This is a genomic window from Thioalkalivibrio sp. ALE22, from assembly GCF_000381445.1.
Classification (GTDB): domain Bacteria; phylum Pseudomonadota; class Gammaproteobacteria; order Ectothiorhodospirales; family Ectothiorhodospiraceae; genus Thioalkalivibrio.
The window spans coordinates 65001-79293 of sequence record NZ_KB906511.1 but is presented as its reverse complement, the minus strand read 5'-3'; the positions used below and the strand labels follow the sequence as shown (position 1 = coordinate 79293).

Annotated in this window: 16 protein-coding genes (1 of these 16 running past the window's edge); 8 read left to right on the top strand and 8 right to left on the bottom strand. The window is 68.0% G+C overall.

Annotation, left to right across the window (positions count from 1 at the left end; all coding sequences use genetic code 11):
• Positions 1 to 744: 744 nt before the first annotated feature.
• The 4 genes from F793_RS0111825 to thiD form a co-directional block, all read right to left on the bottom strand.
• Entirely contained in the window at positions 745 to 1563 is an 819-nt protein-coding gene (locus tag F793_RS0111825) for a sulfite exporter TauE/SafE family protein (RefSeq protein ID WP_018882493.1), read from the bottom strand.
• A 91-nt stretch (positions 1564 to 1654) separates the two neighbouring features.
• Positions 1655 to 2932: a glutamate-1-semialdehyde 2,1-aminomutase gene (hemL, locus tag F793_RS0111820; RefSeq protein WP_018882492.1), complete on the bottom strand. Its 1278-nt coding sequence runs from the start codon at positions 2930 to 2932 to the stop codon at positions 1655 to 1657.
• Positions 2933 to 3013: 81 nt separating this feature from the next.
• A complete protein-coding gene (gene thiE, locus F793_RS0111815; RefSeq protein ID WP_018882491.1) occupies positions 3014 to 3658 on the bottom strand; it encodes a thiamine phosphate synthase in 645 nt (214 codons plus the stop codon).
• Positions 3648 to 4436 (bottom strand): bifunctional hydroxymethylpyrimidine kinase/phosphomethylpyrimidine kinase, encoded by a 789-nt coding sequence (gene thiD, locus F793_RS0111810; protein WP_018882490.1) that lies wholly within the window; start codon positions 4434 to 4436, stop codon positions 3648 to 3650. The genes thiE and thiD overlap by 11 nt, the downstream gene beginning before the upstream one ends.
• An 83-nt stretch (positions 4437 to 4519) precedes the next feature.
• Here thiD and F793_RS0111805 point away from each other — a divergent pair, with 83 nt between their 5' ends.
• On the top strand, positions 4520 to 4963 hold the full coding sequence (locus tag F793_RS0111805) for a hypothetical protein (RefSeq protein WP_018882489.1): 444 nt from the start codon (positions 4520 to 4522) through the stop codon (positions 4961 to 4963).
• Positions 4964 to 5256: 293 nt separating this feature from the next.
• Here the strand turns inward: F793_RS0111805 and F793_RS0111795 are convergent, their stop codons facing one another.
• On the bottom strand, positions 5257 to 5934 hold the full coding sequence (locus tag F793_RS0111795; RefSeq protein WP_018880819.1) for an HAD family phosphatase: 678 nt from the start codon (positions 5932 to 5934) through the stop codon (positions 5257 to 5259).
• 164 nt (positions 5935 to 6098) lie between these two features.
• On the opposite strand from F793_RS0111795, the gene F793_RS0111790 reads away from it, so the two are divergent.
• Both F793_RS0111790 and ptsP read left to right on the top strand, forming a co-directional pair.
• Entirely contained in the window at positions 6099 to 6659 is a 561-nt protein-coding gene (locus F793_RS0111790) for an RNA pyrophosphohydrolase (RefSeq protein ID WP_018882488.1), read from the top strand.
• 20 nt (positions 6660 to 6679) lie between these two features.
• Positions 6680 to 8947: a phosphoenolpyruvate--protein phosphotransferase gene (gene ptsP, locus F793_RS0111785; protein ID WP_018876061.1), complete on the top strand. Its 2268-nt coding sequence runs from the start codon at positions 6680 to 6682 to the stop codon at positions 8945 to 8947.
• A gap of 46 nt (positions 8948 to 8993) precedes the next feature.
• Here ptsP and F793_RS0111780 read toward each other — a convergent pair whose 3' ends face one another.
• Together F793_RS0111780 and F793_RS0111775 are read right to left on the bottom strand one after the other, a co-directional pair.
• Positions 8994 to 9509 carry a CopD family protein gene (locus F793_RS0111780; protein ID WP_018876062.1) on the bottom strand — a complete coding sequence of 172 codons (516 nt, stop codon included), beginning with the start codon at positions 9507 to 9509 and terminating at the stop codon, positions 8994 to 8996.
• A 30-nt stretch (positions 9510 to 9539) separates the two neighbouring features.
• Complete coding sequence (locus F793_RS0111775) at positions 9540 to 10055, bottom strand: peroxiredoxin (protein WP_018865819.1); 516 nt, start codon at positions 10053 to 10055, stop codon at positions 9540 to 9542.
• Between the two features lie 95 nt (positions 10056 to 10150).
• On the opposite strand from F793_RS0111775, the gene argC reads away from it, so the two are divergent.
• Genes argC through erpA form a run of 4 tightly spaced genes read left to right on the top strand, consistent with a single transcriptional unit; the run spans position 10151 to position 12853 of the window.
• Positions 10151 to 11206: an N-acetyl-gamma-glutamyl-phosphate reductase gene (argC, locus tag F793_RS0111770; RefSeq protein WP_018882487.1), complete on the top strand. Its 1056-nt coding sequence runs from the start codon at positions 10151 to 10153 to the stop codon at positions 11204 to 11206.
• Positions 11207 to 11234: 28 nt separating this feature from the next.
• On the top strand, positions 11235 to 11990 hold the full coding sequence (locus F793_RS0111765) for a DUF6776 family protein (RefSeq protein ID WP_018880817.1): 756 nt from the start codon (positions 11235 to 11237) through the stop codon (positions 11988 to 11990).
• Complete coding sequence (locus tag F793_RS0111760; protein ID WP_018879965.1) at positions 11987 to 12421, top strand: polymer-forming cytoskeletal protein; 435 nt, start codon at positions 11987 to 11989, stop codon at positions 12419 to 12421. Before F793_RS0111765 ends, F793_RS0111760 begins: the two co-directional genes overlap by 4 nt.
• Positions 12422 to 12478: 57 nt before the next feature.
• Positions 12479 to 12853, top strand: coding sequence for an iron-sulfur cluster insertion protein ErpA (gene erpA / locus F793_RS0111755; RefSeq protein ID WP_018865815.1), 375 nt, complete (start codon positions 12479 to 12481; stop codon positions 12851 to 12853).
• Between the two features lie 56 nt (positions 12854 to 12909).
• Here the strand turns inward: erpA and F793_RS0111750 are convergent, their stop codons facing one another.
• Complete coding sequence (locus tag F793_RS0111750; RefSeq protein ID WP_018882486.1) at positions 12910 to 14058, bottom strand: anhydro-N-acetylmuramic acid kinase; 1149 nt, start codon at positions 14056 to 14058, stop codon at positions 12910 to 12912.
• 131 nt (positions 14059 to 14189) lie between these two features.
• Between F793_RS0111750 and tyrS the strand changes: the two genes are divergently transcribed.
• On the top strand, positions 14190 to 14293 hold the start of the coding sequence (gene tyrS / locus F793_RS0111745) for a tyrosine--tRNA ligase (protein ID WP_018865813.1). It continues 1111 nt past the right edge of the window; 104 of the gene's 1215 nt are visible here — the first part of the coding sequence; its start codon is at positions 14190 to 14192; its stop codon lies off the right edge, out of view.

The following is a 14293-nucleotide window of genomic DNA, read 5'->3' as shown; positions in this document are numbered from 1 at the left end:
GCCGCCTGGAGCTGGTCGCTCATCTCGGCTTCCAGAACCTGCTGGACCGCCTCGCGCACCAGCGTGCGCATCAGTTCCTCGTCTGTCCCCAAAAGCGCTCGCAGTGACGTGCGATCCGCAGTAGCCTGGCTCTTGTGAGTGGTCATGGTCTCGCCCTCCTTGAGGGGTTCCGGTGGTCGCTAACCAACCCGAATACCATGGCCGCTCACCTCCTGCCAGCTTCTGCACATAACTCAGCACACTACTCACGCAACGGCCGAAGGCCGAGCGTGCCCAGGGTGTTCGAAAACCCAGCCTTCATCCACTGGCAAGACCGTCGGGATGGCCGGTGTCTTGACCTTGACCCCCCGTTGTCGTCGCGCCGAGTGGAGAGGGTTTTCGCGGGAGAAAAGGCGCTGGATGTCTGAGCGGAGCCGAAGGCGTAGCGAGTTCAGCGCCGCCCGCGAAAAGCCTCGGAGCGAGGGAAACCCCGGCCCGCACAGCGGGCCGGGGTCGCGGCAGTCGGGCGTGTTTCTTGGTGACTTCTTTGCACGAGCAAAGAAGTCACTCGGGGCGCGCTGGCGAGTCAGCGCCTGGCAGTATGTGGACCGGAGCCACCGTAAACACCGGATGCCACTCCAGGGCCAGCCACCATCAGGCAGGCGGTGGACCGAAGGCGCCGTAAACACCGAATGGCGAAACAGTCGCTGCCACCGCCATGGCGCAACCGCCCGTTCACGCACAGGGGAGCGCTGACCCGTGGGGCTAGCGCAGGAGCATCAGGATGCCGGCGAGGATCAGCACGCCGGCGAAGCCGCGGCGGAGGATGGCGACGGGCAGGTGATGCGTGAGCCAGACACCTGCACGTACGCTGATGGCTGTGCCGATCACCACGCCGAGGATGGCCGGCAGATAGAGATAGCCCAGCGCCCACTCCGGCGCCTGGTAGGTTGGATCGGTCCACTGCGGCAGGGCGAACACCAGGCTCGCGCCGATGGAGATCGGCACGCCGAGGGCCGCGGCGGAGCCGATCGCCCGGCGCAGTTCCAGCCCCTGGCTGACCAGGAACGGGGTGGTCAGCGTGCCGCCGCCGATGCCGATCAACGAGGAGACGGCCCCGATCACGGTGCCGCCGCCCAGCCAGGCGCTGCGCCTCGGCACGGGCGCTTTCGGCGGCTGAACGTTGAGCAGCATCCAGATTCCGATCGCGACCTCGAAGGCGCCGAAGATGCGCCCCAGGTGGTCGGAGTCGATGCGCGTGGCCAGCCAGGCCCCGAGCAGGGCCCCGACGATGATCCCCGGCAGCAGGCGCCGCACGGCCGTGCCGTCTACTCCGCCGCGGCGGTGGTGGGCGCGGGCGGAGAGGATCGCGGTGGGGATGATCGCGCCCAGCGAGGAGCCGACCGCGAGCTGCACCAGGCTGGCCGAGTCGAAGGCCAACAGGCTGAAGATGGCGACAAATACCGGCACCAGGATCAGCCCGCCACCGATGCCGAACATCCCGGCCGGGATACCGGCGACCAGCCCCAGAAGCACAAATAGCAGCCCCAGCGCCAACGGTGACTGGATGAGCGTGTCGATCATTCGTGCGTGGTGCCGGGTCGTGAGTCAGGACACAGTGGGCCGGCAAGCCGCTGGGGTTGCCGGCCCACTGTTCAGGGGGGAGAAAGCGCGCTCAGAGCGCCTTGAAGCACTTGCGGGCGGCCTCGATGGTGGCGTCGAGGTCCGCGTCCGAGTGGGCGTTGGACATGAAGCCGGCCTCGAAGGCACTGGGGGCCAGGTAGATGCCCTCGCCTAGCATCGCGTGGAAGAAGCGGCCGAAGGCGGCGGTGTCGCAGGCGGTGGCCCCGGCGAAGTCGGTGACCTTCTGGTCCGAGAAGAACAGGCCGAACATGCCCGGCACCTGGTTGGTGGTCAGGGCGACCCCGGCCTCGCGCGCGGCGTCCTCGAAGCCCGCGACGACCTTCTTCGTGCGCTGCTCCAGTTCGTCGTGGAAGCCCGGACGGGACAGGATCTCCAGGGTCTTGAGCCCGGCGGTCATCGCGATCGGGTTCCCGGACAGGGTGCCGGCCTGGTAGACCGGGCCCAGCGGCGAGAGGTGTTCCATGATCGCGCGCTTGCCGCCGAAGGCCCCCACCGGCATGCCGCCGCCGATGATCTTGCCCAGCGTGGTCAGGTCCGGGGTGACGCCGAGATAGCCCTGGGCGCAGTTTTTCGAGACGCGAAAGCCGGTCATCACCTCGTCGAAGATCAGTACCGCGCCGTGCTGGTCGCAGACCTCGCGCAGGGTCTCGAGGAAGCCCGGTTCCGGCGGGATACAGTTCATGTTGCCGGCGATCGGCTCGACGATGATGCAGGCGACCTCGTCGCCCTTCTCGGCGAAGAAGGCGCGCACGCCGTCGGCGTCGTTGTAGGTCAGGGTGCTGGTCAGCGCGGCCAGTTCTTTCGGCACGCCGGGCGAACTCGGCTGGCCGAGGGTCAGGGCGCCGGAGCCGGCCTTCACCAGCAGCGAGTCGCCATGGCCGTGGTAGTTGCCCTCGAACTTCACGATGCGGTCGCGCCCGGTGTAGCCGCGCGCCAGCCGGATCGCGCTCATGGTCGCCTCGGAGCCGGAGTTGGTCATGCGCACCAGGTCCATCGACGGCACCAGCTCGCAGACCTTCGCCGCCATGTCGTTCTCCAGCCGGGTCGGGCAGCCGAAGGACAGGCCGTTGTTGCAGGCCTCGCGCACCGCCTCGATCACCTCGGGGTGGGCGTGGCCGGCGACCATCGGGCCCCAGGAGCCGATGTAGTCGATGTAGCGCTGGCCATCGGCGTCCCACATGTAGGCACCGTTGGCGCGGTCCATGAAGATCGGGGTGCCGCCCACGCCCTTGAACGCGCGGACCGGGGAGTTCACGCCCCCGGGGATGTGTTCTTTGGCGGCCTCGAACAGACGCTCGGTTTCCTGCATGACGGTGTCCTGTATTTCGTTGAGTTCGGGATTCGGTAGGCCCGGCAACCATAGCGACGGCCGCGGGCGCGTGCAAAGTGGTCAGTCGAACAGTGTGCTGATGCGCCGGGCGGCGGCCTCTGGATCGGGCGCGGCGCTGATGCCCTGGATCACGGCGACCAGATCCGCCCCGGCCGTGACCACCTCGGCCGCGTTGTCCGGGGTGATGCCACCGATGCCGCAGATCGGCAGGTCCAGGGCTGTGCGCGCCTGACGGATCAACTCCGGTCCGGCAAAGGCGGCCTCTGGCTTGGTCGGGGAGGCGAACATGGTGCCGAAGGCGACATAGCTCGCGCCGGCCCGGGCGGCAGCTTCGGCGCGCGCCAGTTCGTTGTAACAGGAGACCCCGATGACCGCGTCCGGCCCTAGGAGCGCGCGGGCTGCGGCCGGGTCCGGGTCGTCGCGACCCAGATGCACGCCATCGGCCTGGATGCGCGCGGCCAGCTCGGTGTCGTCGTTGATGATGCAGCGCGCACCGTGCGTGTGGGCAAGGGCGACCAGCTCGCGGGCGATCGCCTCGCGCGCGTCGCCCGCGAGTTGCTTGTCGCGGAACTGGATCAGGCTGGCGCCGCCGCGCAGCGCGGCTGTGGCATGGGCGAGGTGGGTCGCGCGCGGGTCCGCGCTCTCCGGTACCGCGGGGGTGATGAAGTAAAGCCCGCGCAGGGGCGCTCGGCTGTCAGTCGTCATGCGGGCACAGGCGGTTGGGGATGTGCTGGCCGTGACCGGGGGCGTAGCCGCGGGAGATGGCATCGTTCATGAAGGCCTGGGCCTCGATTACGGCTGGCTCGATATCGCGGCCACGGGCGAGGAAGGCGGCGATCGCCGCGGCCAGGGTGCAGCCGGAGCCGTGGAAGCCGGCCGGGTGGCGTGGCAGCTCGAACGGGCGCACGTGGTCGTCCTCGCGGTAGAGGCGGTTGATGATCGGGTCCTGTTCGGTGCCCTCGTGCCCGCCGGTGACCAGCACGTTGCGCGCGCCCAGCTGGCGCAGCTGGTGGCCCCACTGCGCGGGGTCCTCGCTGCGGGCCAGGCGGGCGGCCTCGGGTCCGTTCGGGGTGATCAGCGTGGCCCGCGGCAGCAGGGCCTCGCGCGTGGCGTCGACGACCGCCTCGGTCGCCAGCGCGCCGCCGCCGCCGGCGACCATTACCGGGTCCAGTACTACCGGGATATGCGGGTGCGCGCCCAGCAGCGCGGAGATGACGGTGACGTTCTCCACCGAGCCCAGCATGCCGATCTTGATCGCCGCCACCTCGAGATCGGCCAGGGTGACCTCGATCTGGGCGCGCAGCTGCTCCGGCGGCAGCACGGTGAAATCCACCACGTTGCGGGTGTCCTGCACGGTGATCGCAGTCACCGCCGTGGCGCCGTGTACCCCGAGGCGGGTGAAGGTGGTCAGGTCGGCCTGCAGACCCGCACCGCCGCCGGGGTCGGAGCCGGCAATGGTCAGCGCGATCGGGGGATGATTCATGAGTGGGGGCTCCCGTGCTAAGGTTGCGCGCGCCCCGGCACCCCCGGGGCGTTCCTGTTCCGAATCCCGGGAGTGTACGCAGCATGAGCCACGAGTTCGAAGTCGAGACTATCCGTCCCCTGGTCGCCGCCAAGGCCGGCGGTACGCTGAATGCGGAGGTCGACCAGGCCCTGGCCGCGCTGGAGCAGGAGATCAACCGGATCGCCGCCGAGCTGCAGGTGGAGCACGTGGGTCCCGGGGTGGGCATGGCGGACATGAATGCCCAGCATGTCTATCGCCTGGTGATCCGCCAGCACGAGATCGACGTGACGCGGCACGAGTGGAGCCTGTGGGTCTGCGATGCGCTCGACAACTGCGACTTCCGCGCGACCTGGCCGGTCACCGGCGCCGGGCGTCTGCGCCGCAAGCAGGTGACGGCCGTGGTGCCGGAGCTGGTGACCGGCTACCGCGATGCGGTCGTGGCCGCCGGCAAGGGTGATACCCCGGCCGGCCAGCGCCTGGCGCAGATCGCGGCGGTCTTTGAGTAACGCAGATCGCTCTACGCGCCAGGCGGCGTCAGCACTGTAAAGGTCAAGGGCGGTTGCACCACGAAGCGCACGAAGGCTCGAAGAAAATCCTTTTGTTGCAAGCCTTGCTGGCGCCGAATGGCTTGGTTCCAGCCTACGGGTCATCCTGAACAATCATCCCGAACCCCCCCCTGTCTTTCTCCGTGATCTCTGTGCCCTCCGTGGTGAAAACGCCCTTGACCTTGCCTTTCTTCGTGCCTTCGTGGGCTTCGTGGTGCAATCAACTCACCCGAGCCAGTGGCTCGGGTGTCGCCTTAAGCCGTGGTGTCGCGCAGCGAGATGACCGGCCAGCCCTTGTTGCGGGCATGTTCCGCGAGGGTGGGGTCCGGATCCACGGCCACCGGGCGGCCGACCTGCTCCAGTAGGGGGATGTCGTTGCGTGAGTCGCTGTAGAAGCTGGCCTGCGTGATGGTGCCCTCGGGATCCGGGTGATCGGCGAGGTGCTGGCGCAGGCGCTCGATCTTGCCCTCCTGAAAGCAGGGCACGCCGGTCAGTTCGCCGGTGAACTCCCCGTCTTCGCGTTCCTCCGCCAGGGTGGCGATCAGGTGGTCCACGCCGAGGAGGTCGGCAATCGGCTGGGTCACGAACTGGTTGGTCGCGGTGATGATGACCAGCTCGTCTCCGGCCTCGCGGTGCTTGTCCAGCAGACGCTGGGCGCCGGGGGCGATCATCGGCCGGATCAGCGTCTCGATGAACTGCTCGCGCCATTGTTCCAGCTGCGCGCGCGGGTGCTCGGCCAGCGGGCTGAACGCGAAGCGGCAGAACTCGTGGATATCGAGCACGCCCGCGACATACTCCTGGTAGAAGCGGTCATTGGTCTCGGCGTGGCAGGTCGGGTGCACGGCGCCTACCTCGGCCAGGAACTGGTTCCAGGCGTGATCGCTGTCGCCGGCAAGAAGGGTGTTGTCGAGGTCGAACAGGGCCAGGGCCATGAGGTGATTCTCGGGTTGGCATGAGTCGGGCGAAAGTGTACCGGCGGGCGTGGCAGCCTGCAGCCTCGCATCCCCCGTCGGGCCGGCACCGGAGGCCGGGTAGGGGCTTTGCCGCCAGGGCGTCCGCTGTGGAACAATGCCAGTAATAGAAAAGCGTCTGGCTGATGCAAGTGATTGATTGTGACGGGTATCGCGCAAACGTAGGCATCATCCTGTGCAACGCGGAAAGACAGCTGTTCTGGGGCAAGCGGGTCGGTCAGGAGGCCTGGCAGTTCCCCCAGGGGGGCGTGCACGCGGAAGAAACGCCGGAAGAGGCGATGTACCGCGAGTTGCGCGAGGAGACCGGCCTGTTCCCCCGGCACGTCGAGGTGCTGGGCGCCACCCGCCATTGGCTGCGCTATCGCCTGCCGGAGCGCATGGTCCGGCGCCATCAACGCCCGGTCTGCATCGGCCAGAAGCAGCGCTGGTTCCTGCTGCGCATGGTCGGAGATGAGAACGACGTGGTGCTGAATGCAATGGAAACCCCGGAATTCGATGACTGGCGCTGGATCGATTACTGGCGCCCGGCGCGCGAGGTCGTGCACTTCAAGCGCCAGGTCTACCGCCGGGCGCTGTGCGAACTGGTGCCGCTGATGTTCCCCGAGCTGGATCAGGGGCGCGCCCGCGGTTCCGATAGCCGCACCCCGGAACCCTCGCTGAACCGCCCGTCGGTGTCCTCGCGTTGACGGTCCCGAAGCAGCCCTCGATGCTCGAGGTCCTGCGCCGCGTGGTGCAGGAGGTCAATGGTGCGGCCGATTTCTTCGAAGCACTGCACATCATCGTCACGCGGGTGAAGGCGGCGCTGGAGATCGATGTCTGCTCGATTTACCTGAAGTCGCCACAGTCCGGGCGCCTGGTGCTGATGGCCTCGGAAGGTCTGCGTTCGGAATCGGTGGGGCAGGTCGAGATGGACCCGTCGGAAGGCCTGGTCGGTCTGGTCGCCTCGCGCGCCGAGCCGGTCAACCTCGACAGCGCCCAGGATCACCCGCGCTTTCGCTATTTCCCGGAGACCGGCGAGGAGCACTTCCTCGCGTTCCTGGGCGTGCCGATCATCCATCAGCGCAGCCTGCTGGGCGTGCTGGTGGTGCAGCAGCACCAGGCGCGCAAGTTCGATGACGAACACGTCTCCTTCCTGATCACCCTGGCCGCGCAGCTGGCCGGGGCGATCGCCTACGCCGAGTTCAACGACGAGATCTCCTCCGAGACCCCGCTGATCGGTCATGTGAACGTCGAGGCCACCGGCATCGCCGGCTCGCCCGGCGTAGCCATCGGGCGCGCCGTGGTGGCCTACCGGCTGGCCGATCTCGATTCCATCCCGGATCGCGAGAGTGCCGGGGTGGACGGCGAGCTGGAGCACTTCAAGCAGGCGGTCGCGGAGACGCGCACCGAGATCGAGGACCTGAAGCAGCGTATGGGCGAGGCCCTGGGCCCGGACGAGCAGGTGCTGTTCGATGCCTACCTGATGCTGCTGGGGTCCGACTCGCTGGTGCACAAGACCGAGGCGCGCATCCGCAACGGCCAGTGGGCGCCCGCCGCGCTGCGCGACACGGTGCGCGAGAGCGTGCGGGTGTTCGAGGACATGGAGGACCCGTACCTGCGTGAGCGCGCGGCCGACGTGCGGGACCTCGGTCGGCGCGTGCTGTCGCATCTGCTGCCGGCGGATCGCAGCCAGGACGAGTTTCCCGAGGGCGGCATCCTGGTCGGGGACGACCTGACCGCGTCACACCTGGCGGAGGTGCCGATCGAGCGGCTGGGGGCGATGGTCTCGGCCAAGGGGACCGGCTCCTCGCATATCGCGATCCTCGCGCGTGCCCTGAACATCCCGGCGGTGATGGGGGTGTCCGAGCTGCCGGTGGGGCGGCTGGAAGGGCGCGAGATCCTGGTCGACGGCTATCGTGGCCGGCTGTTCGTGAACCCCAACGCCGAACTGCGCGCGGAGTTCGAGCGCCTGGTACGCGAGGAGCGCGAGCTGGCGGAGGACCTGCGGGCGCTGGCCAAGGACCCGGCCGAGACCCGCGACGGGGTTGCCGTGCCGGTGCTGGCGAACTCCGGTCTGCTGGCGGACATCAAGCCGTCGCTGGAATCCGGGGCCGAGGGGGTCGGGCTGTACCGAACCGAGGTCCCGTTCATGATCCGCGACCGGTTCCCCGGCGAGGAGGAGCAGGTCCAGCTGTACGAGCAGGTGCTCGCCTCCTTCGATCCCATGCCGGTGACCCTGCGGACCCTGGATATCGGCGGCGACAAGGCCCTGCCGTACTTCCCGGTCAAGGAGGACAATCCGTTCCTCGGCTGGCGCGGCATCCGCATCTCGCTGGACCACCCGGAGATCTTCCTGACCCAGCTGCGGGCGATGCTCAAGGCGAGCCGGTCGCACGACAACCTGCAGATCCTGTTCCCGATGATCTCGGCGCTGGACGAGCTGAAGGGGTCGATGAGCCTGCTCAACCGGGCGCGCGAGGAACTGCTGGACGAGGGCTTCCGCATCCCGATGCCGCGGGTCGGCGTGATGGTGGAGGTGCCGGCGGCGGTCTACATGTCGGAGATGCTCGCCCGGCGGGTGGATTTTCTTTCGGTGGGCACCAACGATCTGGTCCAGTACCTGCTGGCGGTGGATCGCAACAACGCCCGCGTGGCGCACCTCTACGACACCCTGCACCCGGCCTGCATCCACGCGCTGGAGACGATCACCGAGGGCTCGCACCGGGCCGGCAAGCCGGTCAGCGTGTGCGGGGAGATGGCGGCTGACCCGGCCGCGGTGATCCTGCTGCTGGGGATGGGGATCGACAGCCTGAGTGTCAGCGTGTCCTCGATCCCGCGGGTGAAATGGGTCATCCGCAGCTTCTCCACCGACCGCGCCGAGGCGCTGCTGGCGCAATGCCGGCTGCTGGAAAACGCCGATCAGATCCGCTCGCTGCTCAATAACGCCCTGGTCCAGGCGGGGCTGGGCGGTCTGGTGCGCGCCGGCAAGACCTGACGCCGGGAGTCCGTGTTCCGGCGCCCGCGGTTGTCCGGGGGACCCGCTATCCGTTGCGACTGGCTCGCCACAGCGCGATCAGCGCGCTCAGCAGGAAGATCCCGAGCACCACCCCGATGGCGATCAGGGCGTCGGGGATCGAGCGGTTGATCACCAGCACCACCGCGCCCACCAGGATGGGAACCGGCACCTCGTTGAACCAGCGATACCAGGTGTGATCGCGACGGTTCAGGTCGTCGCGGAAGTCGCGCACGATCTTGCCGCACCAGACGTGATAGGCGACCAGGATTGCGATCAGGGTCAGCTTGAAGTGCATCCACGGCTCGGCCAGATAGAACGAGCGATCCACCAGCATGGCCACGCCGAAGGCAATGGTGATCAGGGCGCCGGGGGTCATGATCCCGTAGAACAGCTTGCGCTCCATGATCTTGAAGCGCTCGTGGCCCAGGGCGTCCTCGGTCATCGCGTGATAGACGAACAGGCGGGGCAGATAGAACAGCCCGGCGAACCAGGTGACCATGAAGATCACGTGCAGGCTGAGGAACCAGTTGTAGGCTTGCATGGAGGTCCTTCTCGTCGGACGGTGCCGGGCTTACGAGAGCCAGCGTTCCAGGTGGCGTTCGATCTGTTCGAAGTCCGGGTCGCCCAGCTTCTGATAGACGATGCGGCCATTCGGCGAGATCAGGAAGGTGGTCGGCGTCAGGCGTACGCCGCCGTAGGCCTGGGAAAAGGCATCGTCGCTGTCGTGGATGACCTTGTAGGGCATCCCGCGATCCTCGCGCATGGCCTCCACGCGGTTGATCGGGTCGTAGGACAGCGCGACCGCCAGCAGCTCGAATCCCTTGTCCGCGTAGGTCTCGTGCAGGTGGATCAGTTCCGGGATCTCGCGAATGCAGGAGGGACAGTTGGTGGCCCAGAACGAGATCATCACCGGCCGCCCCTCGTAGTCCTCCAGCGACACCTGTTCGCCATCCAGTGTGGTGGCGGCGAAGGCGGGCGCCGGGCGCATGCCGTCGTCGGTCAGCCAGATGGTCGCGGCAATGGCGACCAGCGCGATGATGAAGATGCCTCCGAAGATGGCCTTGCGGTCGATCCTGACTTTGCTCATGAGGTGTGATCCGTTGATCGAATAGCCTGCAAATGTGGACTGGCAGGGCGGGCGTGCGTTCCGTGGCCCCGGCCAAGGCGGTATCATGCCGCAGCATGACGAATGCAACCAACAGCAAACCCATCCGCATCGGGGTTGTCGGTGCCACCGGCTATACCGGTGTGGAATTGCTGCGCCTGCTGGCGCGGCACCCGGCGGCCGATCTGCAGGTGGTGACCTCGCGGGGCGAGGCGGGCACGCCCGTGGCCGAACTGTTCCCGAGCCTGCGTGGCGCGGTCGACGCGGTGTTTCAGGCGCCGGACGAGGCGACCCTGGGCGAGTGCGACGTGGTCTTTTTCGCGACCCCGCACGGGGTGGCCCACGCGCTGGCCGCGCCCCTGCTGGAGCGGGGCACGCGCATCATCGATCTGTCGGCGGATTTCCGCATCCGCGATCCCGATCTGTGGGCGCAGTGGTACGGGCAGGCCCATGGCGCGCCCGAGTATCTGGGCGAGGCCGTGTACGGCCTGCCGGAGCTGAACCGGACGCTCATCCGCGATGCCCGCCTGATTGCGGTGCCGGGCTGTTATCCGACGGCCGTGACGCTTGCGGTGCTGCCCCTGCTGGAGGCCGGCCTGATCGATCCGGCGGACGTGATCGCGGATGCCAAGAGCGGTGTCAGCGGGGCTGGGCGCAAGGCGCAGATCGGCGGGTTGTTCGCCGAGGTGCAGGAGGACTTTCGTGCTTACGCCAGCGGCGGGCACCGGCATTGGCCGGAGATCCATCAGACGCTGAGCGGGGTGGCCGGGCAGTCCGTGGGGCTGATCTTCCAGCCGCATCTGGTGCCCATGACGCGCGGGATTCACGCGACCCTCTATCTGCGCCCGCTGGCGGCGGACGCGGACTGGCAGGCCTGTTTCGAGCAGCGCTACCGCGACGAGCCGTTTGTCGACGTGCTGTCGCCCGGGGAGCATCCGCAGACTTCCAGTGTGCGCGGCACCAATGTCTGTCGGGTGGCGCTGGTGCAGCCGCCGCATTCCGGTCGGCTGATGGTGCTTTCGGTGATCGACAACCTGGTGAAGGGCGCGGCCGGGCAGGCCGTGCAGAACATGAACCTGATGTTTGGCCAGCCGGAAACCGCAGGCCTGGACGCGCTGCCGGTCTTCCCCTGATGCCGGGTCTGGCCGCATGAGTATTCCGGTGCCGCGTCTGCCCCGGCGGCCGCGGATCCCGGCTCGGCGGCGGGCGTCCGGACGGCGCCGCGGAACGTGGTGGGCCGGCCTGCTGGCAATCGCGCTGGTCCTGGCTGCGGTCGCCGGGGGACTGGGCTGGCTGGCCAGCGAGCGACACGACGGGACGGCGGGTGTGGAACCGCAGGCAGGGATCGACGCCCTGCGGGCGGACCTGGAGCGGGAGGTCGCCGCGCGCCAGACCGCCGAGGAGGCGCTGCGCCGCGCCGAGCAGCACCTGTCAATCAAGGAGGCCGAGCTGGCGGCCTATGCCGGTGACATCGAGCGCCAGGAGAAAGAACTGCAGACGTTGCGCGACGAACTGGCGTTTTATCAGCGTCTCGCGGAAGGCTCGGGCGAGGACGGTCTGGGCATCCGGGCCCTCCGGTTGCAGCCGACCGGGCAGTCCGGTGTGTTCGATGTCAGCTTTCAGCTTTACCGTCCGGGGCTGGGCCGCTCGGTGGATCTGCGCTGGTCGCTGGAGGTGGACGGCCTCGCGGCGGACGCGGAAGAGCCGAGCACCCTGGATGCCGAGGCGCTGGGGCTGGATTCCGGGCGTACGCTGGAAGAGCTGCGGTTGCTGCGGCATCAGCGCGTCCGGATCCGGCTGCCGGAGGGCTTCGAGCCGCGACACCTGACGCTGCGCGCGAGCGCCGAAGATGACGAGGAACTGGATCCGGTTTCCGAACGGGCCGACTGGGATCGCCTGCTGGAGGGCATGCAATGATGGGACGCAAGAAGGGCCGCCGGGCGGGCAAGGTGGATACGCTGGTTGGGCGCAATACGGTGATCCATGGCGATGTCGAGTTCGGGGGCGGGTTGCACATCGAGGGTCGCGTGATCGGCGATATCCGGGCCACCACCGATCCGGCCGCCGTTCTGGTGGTGGCGGATGGGGGCGTGGTCGAGGGCCATATCGCGGTCCCGCACCTGCTGATGAACGGAGAGGTGCAGGGCGATGTCCATGTAGGCGAGCATGTGGAACTCGGGGAGACGGCCCGTCTGGTGGGCAATCTCTACTACACCATGCTGCAGATGGCGGAAGGTGCGCAGATCGACGGTCTGCTCAAGCGGGTGGATCATCCGCTCCAGGGTGAACTGGAAGGGCCGGGCGAGACCCAGGCCCTGACCAATCCCACGGAAGGTGGGCATTCTTGACTCTGGGGCTCAGTCTTCCGTAGCGTGAATGAAAATGATTATTACAGGAGGCCCCGAATGTCCGAGCCCATGACGTCCGAAGCGGAGATGGACATCGAAATCCCCAGCCCGCTGATCTTTACCGATGCCGCGGCCACCAAGGTGAAGGGGCTGATCGAAGAAGAGAACAACGACAACCTGAAGCTGCGCGTGTTCGTCAGCGGCGGCGGTTGCTCCGGCTTCCAGTACGGCTTCACCTTTGACGAAACCGTGGGTGATGGCGACACCGTGGTCGAGAATGGCGGGGTGACCCTGCTGATCGATCCGATGAGCTTCCAGTATCTGGCCGGCGCCGAGATCGACTACACCGAGGGTCTGGAGGGCGCGCAGTTCGTCATCCGCAACCCGAACGCCACCACGACCTGCGGCTGCGGCTCCAGCTTCTCGGTCTGAAGCCGACCGCAAGCGAGTCAGGCGAAGGCCCGATCCGGTGGATCGGGCCTTTTTTGTTACCGGCCCTGGTCCGCGGGGTCGGTGGGGCGGGCGTGGCCGGGGATGATGCAGCCGAGTACCCGCGGCCCACGCGCACCGGTTACCTCGGGAAGATTGCCGGGCTCCCCCGCAAGGGTGCGGGCCGCCAGCCACGCAAATGCGGCGCCTTCCACCTGTTGCGGAGGGATGCCATGGCGTTCGGTGGACTCCACGCGGGTATCGGGCAGAGCCTGCGCCAGGCGCTGCATCAGGTAGCGGTTGTGCGCGCCGCCGCCACACACCAGCAGGCGGGCGGGCGGCTGCGGATCCAGATGCGTCAGGGCGCGGCGTACGCCTTCCACCGTCAGTTCGGCCAGGGTGGCCTGGAGGTCCGCGGGCCGGAGCTGGTCGAGGCGGTCACCTGCGACATGGCGCAGCCAGGCGGGGGAGAAATACTCGGGTCCCGTGCTCTTGGGCGGGGGGCGCCGGAAGAACGGGTCCTCCAGCAGTCGGGCCAGTAGCTCGGGGTCGGGTGTTCCGCTGCGCGCCCAGTCACCATCCCGGTCGAACGGGGTCGAGTGGTGGCGCCGGTTCCAGTCGTCCATCAGGGTATTGGCGGGTCCGCAGTCGAAGCCGATCACGGGTGCCCCGGGTGGCAGCCAGGTGACGTTGGCGATGCCTCCGAGGTTCAGCACCGCGCGCGTCTCGTCCGGTGCGCCGAACTGCATCGCATGAAAGCCGCAGGCCAGCGGGGCACCCTCGCCCCCGGCGGCGATGTCGCGCGGGCGAAACTGGGCCACGGTGTCGATCCCTGTGGCCTCCGCAATACGGAACGGATCTCCGATCTGCCAGGTGAAGGGCGGTTCGGCGTCCGGGGCGTGGTGAACGGTCTGTCCGTGACTGCCGATCGCGCGAATCGCGCCGGGTGCCAGGCCGGTCTGGTCGAGCAGGGTCTGGACCGCGCGGGCGAACAGCATCCCCAGACGTGCGTCCAGCATCCCGAGGTGCCGGTATTGCAGGGCCTCGCTGGTGGCGGCGGTCGCCAGTTCCAGGGCCAGGTCGTCGGGGTAGTCCAGCTGGCAGTGATCCACGACGGTGACGGCCCCGTCCTCGCGGATCTCGGTGAGGACGGCGTCCACGCCGTCCCGGCTGGTGCCGGACATCAATCCGATAAAGCGTTGTGTCATGCGCGTGTTCCTCAGGCCGTGTTGGACCCATTCTGGACCACGGCCGTGTTTCGCGTCTGTCCGGGCCTCGCGGTATCCTTGCGCGCGTCCGGCCCGCCCGGCCGGTTCTCCGATCTCGAACAAGGGGCGACATGGAACTCGAAGACCAGCTGGCCGTGATTCGTCGCGGCGCCGATGAAATCCTGCTCGAGGACGATCTCGTCGAGCGTCTCAAGACGGGCCGCCCCTTGCGGAT

Bases quoted from the DNA above. Each gene is read 5' to 3' on its own strand.
- F793_RS0111825 (WP_018882493.1), bottom strand. From the start codon at position 1,563: ATGATCGACACGCTCATCCAGTCACCGTTGGCGCTGGGGCTGCTATTT.
- hemL (WP_018882492.1), bottom strand. From the start codon at position 2,932: ATGCAGGAAACCGAGCGTCTGTTCGAGGCCGCCAAAGAACACATCCCC.
- thiE (WP_018882491.1), bottom strand. From the start codon at position 3,658: ATGACGACTGACAGCCGAGCGCCCCTGCGCGGGCTTTACTTCATCACC.
- thiD (WP_018882490.1), bottom strand. From the start codon at position 4,436: ATGAATCATCCCCCGATCGCGCTGACCATTGCCGGCTCCGACCCCGGC.
- F793_RS0111805 (WP_018882489.1), top strand. From the start codon at position 4,520: ATGAGCCACGAGTTCGAAGTCGAGACTATCCGTCCCCTGGTCGCCGCC.
- F793_RS0111795 (WP_018880819.1), bottom strand. From the start codon at position 5,934: ATGGCCCTGGCCCTGTTCGACCTCGACAACACCCTTCTTGCCGGCGAC.
- F793_RS0111790 (WP_018882488.1), top strand. From the start codon at position 6,099: ATGCAAGTGATTGATTGTGACGGGTATCGCGCAAACGTAGGCATCATC.
- ptsP (WP_018876061.1), top strand. From the start codon at position 6,680: ATGCTCGAGGTCCTGCGCCGCGTGGTGCAGGAGGTCAATGGTGCGGCC.
- F793_RS0111780 (WP_018876062.1), bottom strand. From the start codon at position 9,509: ATGCAAGCCTACAACTGGTTCCTCAGCCTGCACGTGATCTTCATGGTC.
- F793_RS0111775 (WP_018865819.1), bottom strand. From the start codon at position 10,055: ATGAGCAAAGTCAGGATCGACCGCAAGGCCATCTTCGGAGGCATCTTC.
- argC (WP_018882487.1), top strand. From the start codon at position 10,151: ATGACGAATGCAACCAACAGCAAACCCATCCGCATCGGGGTTGTCGGT.
- F793_RS0111760 (WP_018879965.1), top strand. From the start codon at position 11,987: ATGATGGGACGCAAGAAGGGCCGCCGGGCGGGCAAGGTGGATACGCTG.
- erpA (WP_018865815.1), top strand. From the start codon at position 12,479: ATGTCCGAGCCCATGACGTCCGAAGCGGAGATGGACATCGAAATCCCC.
- F793_RS0111750 (WP_018882486.1), bottom strand. From the start codon at position 14,058: ATGACACAACGCTTTATCGGATTGATGTCCGGCACCAGCCGGGACGGC.